The 12258-nt window shown below is 43.9% G+C and carries 11 protein-coding genes; 5 read left to right on the top strand and 6 right to left on the bottom strand.

The features are described from left to right. Positions 1–40: 40 nt before the first annotated feature. From AC1DFM_RS14225 to AC1DFM_RS14245, 5 genes are all read right to left on the bottom strand, one after another. Positions 41–2980, bottom strand: coding sequence for a M16 family metallopeptidase (locus tag AC1DFM_RS14225; RefSeq protein WP_477077396.1), 2940 nt, complete (start codon positions 2978–2980; stop codon positions 41–43). Between the two features lie 154 nt (positions 2981–3134). Beyond that, complete coding sequence (locus AC1DFM_RS14230) at positions 3135–3461, bottom strand: hypothetical protein (protein ID WP_477077397.1); 327 nt, start codon at positions 3459–3461, stop codon at positions 3135–3137. Positions 3462–3489: 28 nt separating this feature from the next. Further along, complete coding sequence (locus AC1DFM_RS14235; protein ID WP_477077398.1) at positions 3490–4437, bottom strand: outer membrane beta-barrel protein; 948 nt, start codon at positions 4435–4437, stop codon at positions 3490–3492. 19 nt (positions 4438–4456) lie between these two features. Continuing rightward, the gene (locus AC1DFM_RS14240) at positions 4457–5518 is read right to left on the bottom strand and encodes an anti-sigma factor family protein (RefSeq protein WP_477077399.1); all 1062 of its coding nucleotides are present in this window, start codon (positions 5516–5518) and stop codon (positions 4457–4459) included. Positions 5519–5559: 41 nt separating this feature from the next. After that, positions 5560–6045 (bottom strand): RNA polymerase sigma factor, encoded by a 486-nt coding sequence (locus AC1DFM_RS14245; RefSeq protein WP_477077400.1) that lies wholly within the window; start codon positions 6043–6045, stop codon positions 5560–5562. A 381-nt stretch (positions 6046–6426) separates the two neighbouring features. Here AC1DFM_RS14245 and kbl point away from each other — a divergent pair, with 381 nt between their 5' ends. The 4 genes from kbl (at position 6427) to AC1DFM_RS14265 (ending at position 10672) form a co-directional block, all read left to right on the top strand. Further along, complete coding sequence (gene kbl, locus AC1DFM_RS14250; RefSeq protein ID WP_477077401.1) at positions 6427–7614, top strand: glycine C-acetyltransferase; 1188 nt, start codon at positions 6427–6429, stop codon at positions 7612–7614. A gap of 145 nt (positions 7615–7759) precedes the next feature. Beyond that, positions 7760–8563: a class D beta-lactamase gene (blaOXA, locus tag AC1DFM_RS14255; RefSeq protein ID WP_477077402.1), complete on the top strand. Its 804-nt coding sequence runs from the start codon at positions 7760–7762 to the stop codon at positions 8561–8563. A gap of 283 nt (positions 8564–8846) precedes the next feature. Beyond that, the gene (locus AC1DFM_RS14260) at positions 8847–9866 is read left to right on the top strand and encodes a VWA domain-containing protein (RefSeq protein ID WP_477077403.1); all 1020 of its coding nucleotides are present in this window, start codon (positions 8847–8849) and stop codon (positions 9864–9866) included. A gap of 11 nt (positions 9867–9877) precedes the next feature. Beyond that, positions 9878–10672, top strand: a complete 795-nt coding sequence (locus tag AC1DFM_RS14265; RefSeq protein ID WP_477077404.1) for a tetratricopeptide repeat protein — start codon at positions 9878–9880, stop codon at positions 10670–10672. A 60-nt stretch (positions 10673–10732) separates the two neighbouring features. Here the strand turns inward: AC1DFM_RS14265 and AC1DFM_RS14270 are convergent, their stop codons facing one another. Then, the gene (locus AC1DFM_RS14270) at positions 10733–11527 is read right to left on the bottom strand and encodes a helix-turn-helix domain-containing protein (RefSeq protein WP_477077405.1); all 795 of its coding nucleotides are present in this window, start codon (positions 11525–11527) and stop codon (positions 10733–10735) included. Between the two features lie 99 nt (positions 11528–11626). Between AC1DFM_RS14270 and def the strand changes: the two genes are divergently transcribed. Next, complete coding sequence (gene def / locus AC1DFM_RS14275) at positions 11627–12148, top strand: peptide deformylase (RefSeq protein WP_477077406.1); 522 nt, start codon at positions 11627–11629, stop codon at positions 12146–12148. The last annotated feature ends 110 nt before the right edge of the window (positions 12149–12258 follow it).

The raw sequence follows: 12258 nt of genomic DNA on the forward strand, positions 1-12258 counted from the left end.
TGCGCAGTGCCTTCCTTTTTTCATACTTCAGATACGATGATTAGTAACCGAAAATTTCATCCAGTGACAGCTTCTTCACCTCTCCATATTTCTTTAACTCCTCTGCAGGCACCTTCTTTTCAGAAGCTACAATGCAGTAAGTATATGGCTTGTGAGCGAGGTTCTGTTCATGGAACTTCTTTATGTCATCGAAGGTCATTTTGTCGATAGACTCATACACCTGCTTGCGGATATCCGTGTTCAGACCCAGCTTCTGAGCAGCGAGGTAGCTGAAAATGATACCGTCATTGGTGATGCGTTCTGTTTCGATATCCTGTTTCATGCCTTCTTTCGCTGTTTCCAGGAGTTTGTCGGCACGAGGAATATCATTCAGCAATTCGTTCATACCGGTGATGGCGTCATTCATTTTATCGGCCTGACTTCCAACATAAGCGTATGCGGAGTAGCGCTCTCCCTGTTTATCAGGCGGCGCATAGAAAGCGTAAGTAGAATAAGCCAGTGCTTTAGATTCACGGATGGTCTGGAATACTACAGAACCCATGCCGCCACCAAAGTAGCTGTTGAATAAGCCTACCAGCCCTGTTTGAGCAGGATCATAAACACCTCCGTTTCTCAGCCAGTTCACTTCTGTTTGTACCATGTCGTAGTCAGCAAACAGCACCTGGTTTTTGTCCTGGTTAGTTTTTACAAACTTTATAGCAGCTGGTGCATCTTTCAATGTAGCAGGTAAAGTGTGTAATTTTTTCACATCAGCGGCCGCAGCAGTCAATGTTTGCGGGCCCCAATAGATAACGGTATGTTTATAAGTTGGCAGCTCATGCAGGATGTCTGTCAGTTCTTTAGCGGAGATACCATTCAGGTCAGCCTGACTTAACTGGTTGTTGAACGGATTTTTAGCGCCATACATCGCGTAGTTCATCACACCTTTCATAATAGCGCCCTTATTCAGTTTGCTATCTGCACGCGCTTTCTGGATACGGCCTTTGAGGGCAGCCAGGGCTTCTTCGTTAGGTTGGCAATTAGCAATGATATGCTCAAATAAAGCCACGGCCTTATCGAAGTTTTCCTGCAAACCAGTGATGGCAACAGTTGTATTTTCTGTGCTGGTAGCTACGCTGAAGTTACAAGCGATGTTGTAGAATTCTTTACTGATTTGCTCAGATGTATATTTATCTGTGCTCAGGAACTGCAGGTATTGCGCTGCCAGCGGGAGTTTTTTATTGCTCCAGCTACCCATATCAAAGCGGTAGTACAAACGGAAAAGACCATTGTCTTTATTCTGTACGTACATCATGTCTGTATTACCCAAAGATGTTTTCTGGATATCTTTCTCGTAATCCAGCCACTGTGGCTTCACTGGAGTAGCTGGCATTTCAGCAATTTTCTGCAGGAACGCAGATTGTGCTTCTCTGTTTACTTCTACCGGCGTGATAGCAGGTTTTTCTACTTTCTCGATGTTTTTGTCTTCCCCTTTGCGTTTGTAAACAATAACATAGTTATCATTGAGGTATTTATTGGCGTAGTCTACGAGTTGTTTTTTGGTAACAGTGCCCATATCATCTACATAAGCCACATCATACGCCCAATTCTGGCCTTTACTTTTAATAAAGCCATCCATCAGGGATTTAGCGCGGGCGTTATTGTTTTCCAGGCCTTGTAATTCGTCCAATTTGGAGTTATTAACAATCGCTTTTACGAGGGATTCATCGAAGTTTCCTTTTTTCAGGATATCGAGTTGGCCCAGCAGCAAGGCTTTCACTTCTTCCAGGGTTTGGCCTTGTTTGGCTTTACCACTCATAGAGAAAATGGAATAGTCTTTCAGTCCCATTACACCGGCACTGGCGTTGAGGACTTTCTGTTGTTTGTTGATATTCAGATCCAGCAGACCAGCTTTACCATTTTCCAGGATTGAAGCCAGTACGCCCATTACCACATTGGATTTGGTGTCGAGAGCACCAGGCATTCTGAAAACGATATCCACGCTTTCAGCATCCGGACCAAACACTTCTTTTACGATAGGTGCCTTGATAGGAGCTTCCGGAGCAGGCTTGTATTCCTTTACCGGCTTAGCTTTCATATAGCTGAATTTCTCATCAATAGTTTTCACCACATAATCCGGATCGAAGTCGCCCGCCATAATTACGGCCATGTTGTTTGGCACATAGTATTCATTATAGAATTGGCGGATGGCTTTCAGGTTCGGATTTTTCAGGTGTTCAACTGTACCGATGGTAGACTGCTGGCCATAGTTGTGTGTAGGAAACAGGGCAGCGAGCATTGTTTCATACACTTTGCGACCATCATTATCCAGTCCACGGTTCTTTTCTTCGTATACTGCCTCCAGCTCTGTATGGAACAAACGGAAAACAGGATCGCGGAAGCGTTCTGCCTGAACGGTGAGGTATTTATCAATGGCGTTGGAAGGGATATCTTCTTCGTACACAGTTTCCTCTACCCAGGTGTGGGCGTTGGTACCTTGTGCACCCATACCTGACATCATTTTATCGTATTCGTTGGCGATGGCATATTTAGCTGCAACACCGGAAACGCTGTCGATTACATGATAAACGGCTTTACGGGCAGCCGGGTCAGTAGTTTTGTTGTATTTGTCATACAAATCGGAGATCTGGTCCAGCAGTGGCTTTTCCTTTGCCCAGTCGAGGGAACCATATTGCTGGGTACCTTTAAAGAGGAGGTGTTCCAGATAGTGAGCCAGACCGGTGTGGTCTTTAGGGTCGTTATCACTACCAGCGCGGGTGCCGATCAGCGTCTGGATGCGTGGATCTTTTTTGTTAACACTCAGTATAACTGTCAGACCGTTTTTGAGTGTGTAAAAACGCGCCTTCATGGGATCATTGGAAATATAGCGGTAGGTATAGCCCCCTGAGGTAGCTTCCTTCCATTGGTATTTCCCTTGTGCTCCTGCTGTTTTCAACGAGCAGGCAAACAAGCAAAGTAATACGACTCTTTTAAGACTCATACAATAGTTGGTTTTTTGAAAATTAGTCTCCAAATATACCGGAAGTGAAAAATAAATACCGCGAAAAAGACAGATAATTGTATGAGCGGTAGATGCAGAGGAATAACAACCGATTGTTCAACCGGCCATCATCTTAACTAGATCAAAGAATGGATCAGGGGTAAGTATTATAAATTGTATGGGGATTTTTTGCCCAGGCCAGGTTCAGCAGCGATGATTCCGCYTTTCTACTGGCTTGTTTTTTAGGCCTTTTGGTCCGGCTATGTGATACATAGGCGGTGGTTGCGATGGTATTACTTCCTATCCCGGAGATATAATGAGGTGGAATGTTTTGAGGTAAGATAGCCACTGGCAACTGTTGTGGCAGATCATACCGGGGGATATTATTTTTCTCGATCCGAACGCCTAATAAACGTTTTTCACAGGAATGTATCCATGCAATACAACCAATACATGTCATCAGAGCAACAAAAGAACGCATAAACACAATTTTGGACTGGCTAATAAACTTAGAATCCATTCAACCGGATACCGATTGAAAATGGATATTGTTGTAACCCATAATCATGTAATGCCGTCAGGGCGAAATTTGCATACAACTTCACAGGACCGTAGCCTAATTCACTCGTTAACCCAAAACGCCATTTATTCAGATTAAAGTCGTCAGTTTTTCTCACCTTACCTCTTTCGGCACTTACTTGTTTTGTTCTGGATTTGAGCAGATAACCACCGGAGACACCAATACTCGCCTGGAATGCACGATTCGGGCGGGCGGGGTTAGAATTAAAATTAAGCATTACTGGTACGGAGATGTATTCAGCAAATAGCTTATTTTTTGAAAACTCTACGGAATCTCTGATTATTTGTGTAGGATAGCCGGGCAGATATGTAATGCTGCGGGCATACCTATAGTTATTCATCTCTAATCCTAAAGCATATAACAAGTTAAGCTTGTGTTTTGTTATATTAAGTCTTTGCTCGAAGATCCAAATATTAAAATTGATTGATTTTCCGGTGATTAACTTGAATTCGGAGGGTGTTAATGGCTCGCTTGCCTCTCTTGGGGCAAAAGTAGCCAGTCCGCTGGCCGAGTAATCATATTGCCTTGTCACGGGTTGTGCCATGGCGCCATTGAAGTATTGTGTACTATTAGGGTAATAGCTGATGAAGCTGGCACCGCTATAATCGCTCCGGTCAATATAGTTATTGAATCCGAGGTCGAATACAAACCATTTTGTTTGCAGATTCTTTTTGAGCTTCTGGCGGGCATAGGCGGTATCGCTATAAAACTTATAGCTGGTGCGGCCTTTATCGTTCTTTCCTTTTATGATGATCAGCCCCTTGATCTGTATGGTATCAGGAGGAGGGGTTGAAGTACTTTGTGTATTTACCTTTTGCGCATGAGCCCACCCGCCACACAATACCAATAACAAGATGAGTAAAATTTTATGCTTCATATGCTGTGACCATAATTTATTATTTATTCCGCCTACGGGAAAAAAGCTTCGCTACATTGGTTACTTTATCAAGAATTTTGCTGTCGGAACCACTTACTGACATAATCAGTTCCCCTTGTACACCTGGGGTTGCGGTGGCGGTAGCAGCTATTTGACCTGCGTTATCATTCATTTTTGTATTGGAGGCCAGCAAAGGTTCTTTAGTGGCTTCCGGTTTTACTACCGCGATGTGGGCATTTTCTGCCTGTTGCAGGTGTTTTTCTACCAGTTCATCCACTGAATTACGCTGTGGTGGTAATTGTGACATCACTGGTATCTCTGGCTTTGGGGTATTGGTAGTAGCCAGGTCATTGTTTGGTACTGTTACTACAGCTGGTTCCTTTTCACGGGCAATAGCCTTTTTATTACTTTTTGCGGGTTGTACTGTTTCCTTAGGCTTGTTCACCGCATCAGGCGCTGCTACCGGAGCGGTTGCAACCTGAGGTGCAGCGGGCAGCGGCGTGTTATTTACGGAAGGGCCTGTTACGGTAGTGGGGGTATTCACTGCCATCGCCGGAGGTGGTTGGGTATGATGACCAGCAGGCAACAGCCAGATGATCAGGCCGGCTACTACTGCGGCTGCAGCAGCGCCCCATCCGATACGGCGGTATATTGGCGCAGTTTTGCGCGCGGTTGTTCTATATAAGGAGGCCTTGTCTTTAAATACCAGTTTGGTATCCGGTGTTAATTTAGTGGCCTGCAGGAGTAACAAGTCTTGTTGGGCGGCAGGGTGTTTAGCAAGATATACCTGTAGTGTTCCTGCTTCTTCCACAGTCAGTTCCCCATCAATATACCCCAGCATTAGTTCCTCATAATCAACGGTATCGGTAGACGCAGTTTTATATAAGGATGCTTTATTATCAAATACGATGGTTTCATCCGGCACCACTTTTACTCCTTCCAGCAGCTCCAGTTCCTGTTTGAACTGGGGATGTTTTTGCAGGAAAAGCTCAAGAGCGGCCTGTTCTACCTCATTCAGCTCACCATCGATGTAGCTGAGAAGGTAGGATTCGTAGTTTGATATGTTAATCTCTATTGACAAAAATCTAATTTATTATTAACGTCTTAAAAAGTATAAAAAAACTATATAACATTTTCCATTTTGACCAGATAATTTTTCAGATGTATCCTGGCCCGATGGAGATAAACCTTTACCTGTGAGGGATTCAGGTTCATCATTTCTCCTATTTCTTCGTAGGAATACCCTTCGTAATCCTTTAGCATTATCAGAGAACGTTGTACTTCACTCAGTTTCGATAATGCTTTTTCAATGACTTCTTTGGCGTTATGTATTTTATGTTCTGATACTCTTTCTTCTTCTTTGAACTGTTCCACCAGGGTGATCCGCTTTACCTTACGTACATGGTCGATCATATTGTGGTAGCCCACTGTGAACAGGTATGACTTTGCCTTTTCAAAAGGCACATCCTGGCAGTGTTTCCACAATATTTCGAATGAATTCTGTACTACGTCTCTGGCGTCTTCCGCATGTTCCAGATTTTTAACGATAAAGCGGAATAAATTGTCCGAATACAGATCCACGCATTTATTGTACTCCTTTTCCGTCATTCCGGTGGTGCGGGATTTTAGTGCTAAGTTCCGACAAATACTTTAATACCCATCATTGACAAACTCCATTCTTGTTACCCACACCATCTCTAAAGTCAGTACAAATCATACCCACAGTTGCAGTAACAGTTCCTTTCAAACTGATGATCAATCCTTTATTCAGTATACTCTTTTAGTATTTTTCTTTTAAGATTGATTAGCCAGCTTTTCATTTCATGGCATTTATAATCATGATAGTACTATGACGGAGCACAACGGCTAAATGTTACACCTGGGTCAAACTTTTTGCATATCCGGTCGTTACTCATTTCGGCGATAAATAATCGTGATACATTTATTGCCTATAACTTTGGTGCATGTAATCTAAATATTACAATTTTTATGAATAAACCGTTTATCACCCGCTTGCAGGAAGAATTAGGCGAGATCAACAAAGCCGGCTTGTATAAGAGGGAGCGCATTATTACATCTGAGCAGGGAGCTGAAATACAGGTTGGTGGCAATACCGTACTGAATTTTTGTGCTAATAACTACCTCGGACTTTCTTCACATCCTGCGGTAGTGAAAGCTGCCAAAGATGCTATTGATACGCATGGATATGGTATGAGCAGTGTTCGCTTTATTTGTGGAACACAGGATATTCATCGTGAGCTGGAAGAAAAGATCTCCAAATTCCTGGGTACAGAAGATACTATCTTATATGTAGCCGCTTTTGATGCGAATGGTGGCGTATTTGAGCCATTATTCAATGAGCAGGACGCCATTATTTCCGACGCGTTGAACCACGCTTCTATCATTGATGGGGTTCGTCTTTGTAAAGCACAGCGTTTCCGCTACGAGCATAATAATATGGCCGATCTGGAAGCGAAGCTCCAGGAAGCGAAGGACTGCCGCAGCCGTATCATTGTAACAGATGGTTCCTTCAGTATGGATGGTACCATTGCCCAACTGGACAAAATCTGCGACCTGGCGGATAAATACAACGCCATTGTAATGTCGGATGAAAGCCACTCTTCCGGCTTCCTGGGTAAAACAGGTCGCGGTACACATGAGTACCGTGGCGTAATGGGCCGGGTAGACATTATTACCGGCACCCTGGGTAAAGCCCTGGGCGGTGCTTCCGGCGGTTTTACCAGTGGTCCTAAAGAGGTAATTGACATCCTGCGTCAGCGTAGCCGTCCTTACCTGTTTTCCAACTCCGTGGCTCCGAGCATAGTAGGCGCCTCTATTGCGGTACTGGACATGCTGAGCGAAACAACCGCCCTGCGCGACAAACTGGAATACAATACCCAATACTTCCGTACTAAAATGACGGAAGCTGGTTTCGATATTAAACCCGGTGATCACCCTATTGTACCCGTAATGCTGTACGACGCCGTACTGGCAGCCCAATTTGCAGATAAATTACTGCAGGAAGGCATTTATGTAATCGGATTCTTCTTCCCGGTAGTTCCTAAAGGTCAGGCCCGTATCCGCGTACAATTGAGTGCCGGCCACGAACAAGCACACCTCGACAGGGCTATCACGGCCTTTACGAAGGTGGGTAAAGAACTGGGCGTTATTTCCTAGTAGCCGAAAGCTAAAAGCGGAAAGCAAAAAACTATTGTAACAAATGATCAAAGCGCATTAATACCCGCGATGTTCATTTGTTACAATAGTTTTTTGCTTTCGGCTTTTAGCTACTTTTGCATCTTACAATTTAATCTTTATGCTGATGAAACGATTTGGCTGGATATTATTAGTGATAGGTTTGTCCCTTGCTGCCTGCGCGCCGAATAATGTAAAAGAAGAAAAGAGCTGGGAAAAATATTTTGCCCAATACAAAGTAGAAGGCACTTTTATGCTATTTAATAACAGCCAGGGGGAATTCAAAGTATATAACCTGGAAAGAGCTAAAAAGCGTTTTCTGCCCGCATCTACCTTTAAAATATTCAATGCATTGGTGGGCCTGCACACTGGCGCTATCACAGATACCGGTATGGTGATTCCATGGGATGGCGTTACCCGTGAAATCCCTGCATGGAATAAAAACCTGACCATGGGTGAGGCTTTCAGAGCATCTGCCGTTCCTTATTTCCAGGAAGTGGCCCGCCGTATTGGCCAACCTACCATGCAGCTCTGGCTCGACTCCATCAAGTATGGTAATATGAAAATCAGCCGTTTAGATACTTTCTGGCTCGATAACTCCCTGCAGATATCGCCAGATGAAGAACTGGGCTTTGTGAAGAAACTGTATTTCGACCAGCTCCCTTTTGCTAAAACTACCATGAAAAGCGTTCGTGACGTGATGCTCATGGAAAAAACACCGAAGTATGAGCTGTCTTACAAAACGGGATTAGGTACTAACGACGCAAAGAAAATAGGCTGGATAGTAGGCTGGATAGAAGAAAACCGCCATCCCTGCTTCTTTGTGCTGAATATGGAAACAGAAGATCCTACCGTGGATATTCCCAAAGTACGCATGGAAATACTCCGCAATATCCTGACAGATGCAGGATATTTCAAAGGAGAAATGTAGCAGTTATTGACCATCGTGGAGTTTTGTTTTTCTCCTGATAAACTGATTTAGAAGAGATTGGGAAGATATAAGTGGATAAGTTCACTTACATCTTCCCAAATTTTTTATACCAAAAATCAGTTCAATCAGCACAATCGGGAGAAAGACAACATCCGTGTTCCGTCTACTTCAACGTTAAAAAAACGATAAAACCCCGTCCCTTCGGCTTGCAATACGTAACAAAAAAATTATTTTTGATATCTTACCTGGTTTACTACCGGTAACGGATATCTTAAAGTCGAATATGTTACGATTTCAGCATAGTGAATATTTATGGGCACTGGTGCTCCTGTTGGTATTACAGGTGGCTTTCCTGGGTGTATCCTGGTGGAAACGCCGTTCTATACGCCGTATTGGAGATCAGGCGCTGGTGGAAAAACTCTTTACCGGCTATTCCCGCAAACTGTTTATATTAAAGTTCCTGCTCATTTTCCTGGCCTTCTTTTTTGGTGTAGTGGGCTTGGCCAACCTGCAAAAGGGAAGCCGCATGGAAAAAATTACCCGCAAAGGAGTAGACGTTGTGATAGCGCTGGATGTCAGCAAAAGTATGCTGGCCACCGACGTACAACCTGATCGTCTTACCCGCGCACGCCAGCTGATCAGCAAATTAATGGACAAGCTGGACAATGACCGTGTAGGTCTTGTAGTATTTGCCGGCAACGCCTACCTGCAAATGCCGCTTACGGTAGACTATTCCGCTGCTAAAATGTATCTCAGTACGGTATCTCCCGATATGATCCCTTCACAGGGTACCGCTATCGGTCAGGCGATCCAGGTATCCGACGATGCTTTCAATAAAAAAGAACGTAAACATAAAGCCCTGATCATTATCTCCGATGGAGAAGATCATGATGAAACAGCGATACAACATACCAAAGCGGCATTCGATAATGGCGCCGTTACCAATACCATTGGCATCGGTTCCGTGTCCGGTTCTCCCCTGCCTGACCCCGAAACCGGCGGTTATAAAAAAGACAGAGAAGGCAACACCGTTATTTCCAAACTGAATGAAAACGAGCTGAAATCCATTGCTGCCGCAGGCAGAGGGATTTATCAACACCTCGATAACAATACCGATGATGTAGTGAATACCCTCGTGAACAAAATTGATAGCATGGAGCAGAAAGAGTTCGGAGAAAACGTATTCACTGATTACAACAGTTATTTCCAATATTTCCTGGGCATATGCCTGGCATTGCTGCTGATCGAATTTTTCATTCCTGAAGTACGTTTCAAACGTCCGAAGGCAACACCAGCAGCTTAACACAACAGCGCATGAAAATTATTTTTATAAAATATTGTTTTATTACCATGGTAGCCTTGCTCACCAGCAACTACCTTTTTGCACAAAACGGCACCAACAAGTATATCCGCAAAGGAAATGAACTGTACAAAAACAACCAGTTCGCCGATGCGGAAGCCAATTATAAAAAAGCACTGKAGCAAAATGCACAGTCGGCCATCGGTAACTACAACCTCGGCAACTCCCTGTATCAGCAAAAGCGCTATGACGACGCCCGTAAACAATATGCCAACACCCTCAAACTGGATGATAAATCAGGCATAAAGTCCAACGCAGATTACAACATCGGTAATACTTACATGGAAGATAAAAAGTGGGAAGAAAGTATTAAATCCTACAAACAGGCACTGAAGATAAATCCTTCCGATGAAGATGCCCGCTACAACCTCGCTTACGCACAGGCCATGCTGAAAAAACAGCAAAACAACGATAAGAAAGATAACAAAGACAACAAGGATAAAAACAAAGACAAGAATAAAAACGATAAGAACAAAGACAAGGATAAGGATAAAAACAAAGATCAAAACAAAGACCAGCAGGACAAGGACAAAGACAAAAATAAAGACCAGAATAAAGATCAGAACAAAGATCAAAAAGATAAGGATAAAGACAAAGAAGACCAGGAGAAGCCACAACCTCAGCCCAGCAAAATGAGCAAACAGGAGGCAGAACGTTTACTGCAGGCACTATCTCAGGAAGAAAAGAAATTACAGGATAAAGCGAAGAAAGTGAAAGGACAACCGGTATCTGCAGAGAAAGACTGGTAAGCATTTCATCCCTCATTATACATCTACATCCAAAAGTAAGATCTCTTGCTTTTGGATGTTTTATCTTACGGCAGATGGTACGCTACCCGTATACCTCTTATATGCTTTGATAAAGTGATTCTGATCGTAGTAGCCGTTGTCAAGTGCAATATTGGTCAGCGGTTGCGCCGCCTGCTGTACATCCATCCAGGTATGTAAGAAACGGATGTTACTGATGTATTGTTTGGGGGTAACGCCCGTGTGTATACGAAAATTCCGTTCCAGCCACTTGTAATTTACTTTGAGTAAAGCACAGATGTCTGCCACTGTAATTTGTCCCTTTTTTTGTTGAATAATGTTGGCGGCACTTTGCAAGAGGAAATTTCCCGTGATATCATCTGGTAGCCGTTGTTCCAGGAAAGTATTCAATATCCCCGCCTGTTGTTGCCGGGAGCTGGCCTTACGCAGGATGAACAACAGCTCCAGCATAACGGCAGGCAGTTCCATAATAGTAACTCCTGGCGTTGGTTGCAGCAGCGTTTTCAAGTATCCGTAGCCATCTGCCTTAAACTTGATTACCAGCAACTGTGTATCGGTATCCATCTCCCCCAGATAAGTATTTTCAAGGGTACCATTACAAAAGCAGCCATGGCTGATTACCTTTTCGTATTTACCTGTAAAGGTGATGGCGCCTTCATTCAATAAAAATACCAGCGCCGGTTGCCCATCCAGCGCTGCCCAGGCTTTGCCATTATGCCCGTGTGTATACCAGCAATAGTATTCTACCACATGCAGTAATGCCGCAGCGGGTTGCAGGGTACTCACCATGGCGGACGGCTGACGCCCAATAATATGTGCAAGAATATCTACCGGCATAACTCAATAAAGTTACCACTAAATTATTGGTGTCTTTTTACAAGTGTCTAAAATTTACTATCCGCTTCGGGCGTTCTTTTATTATTTGCAGAGAAAAAAATGGTACTACCTATCATCGCTTACGGAGCAGCTATTCTAAGGAAAACCTGCGAGGACATCTCTCCTGCTACTGCCGGCGTACAAGCGCTGATTAAAAACATGTGGGATACGCTGGAACGCGCTAAAGGAGCCGGTTTGGCGGCACCACAAGTCAATTACCCCTATCGGATTTTCCTGATTGCCACACCGGATTGTAAGGGCACTTTTATTAATCCAACCATATTGACTTATAGTGACCACTGCTTATCAGATACAGAGGGCTGTTTAAGTATACCTGGTATTTGGGAAGAAGTATTCCGTCCGGCTACTATCACGCTGCAATACCTGGACGAAAACTTTACGGCACATCAGGATATTTTCCACGGCGAAACAGCCAGGGCCATACAACACGAGTATGATCATCTGAATGGGAAGCTATACCTCGACTATCTGCCGCCATTACGCAAGGCCTTATTGAAACACAAGCTACAAGCCATTGCGAAGGGGAAAGTGCGTACCAACTATCCGTTGCGGGTGTTATGAGTGGGCATAAAAAAACCGGAATAAGAGTATTCCGGCCGCTTTACCTAAACCTACAACTGTTACACGATGGCAACAATTCTCTTTCGTGTTTTAAAGCAACAGCGCCCCCT

The sequence above is a fragment of the Chitinophaga sp. 05T412 genome, assembly GCF_056396465.1.

Coding starts and splice junctions, on each gene's coding strand:
- def (WP_477077406.1), top strand. CDS start 11,627: ATGGTACTACCTATCATCGCTTACGGAGCAGCTATTCTAAGGAAAACC.
- kbl (WP_477077401.1), top strand. CDS start 6,427: ATGAATAAACCGTTTATCACCCGCTTGCAGGAAGAATTAGGCGAGATC.
- AC1DFM_RS14225 (WP_477077396.1), bottom strand. CDS start 2,980: ATGAGTCTTAAAAGAGTCGTATTACTTTGCTTGTTTGCCTGCTCGTTG.
- AC1DFM_RS14270 (WP_477077405.1), bottom strand. CDS start 11,527: ATGCCGGTAGATATTCTTGCACATATTATTGGGCGTCAGCCGTCCGCC.
- AC1DFM_RS14245 (WP_477077400.1), bottom strand. CDS start 6,045: ATGACGGAAAAGGAGTACAATAAATGCGTGGATCTGTATTCGGACAAT.
- blaOXA (WP_477077402.1), top strand. CDS start 7,760: ATGAAACGATTTGGCTGGATATTATTAGTGATAGGTTTGTCCCTTGCT.
- AC1DFM_RS14260 (WP_477077403.1), top strand. CDS start 8,847: ATGTTACGATTTCAGCATAGTGAATATTTATGGGCACTGGTGCTCCTG.
- AC1DFM_RS14235 (WP_477077398.1), bottom strand. CDS start 4,437: ATGAAGCATAAAATTTTACTCATCTTGTTATTGGTATTGTGTGGCGGG.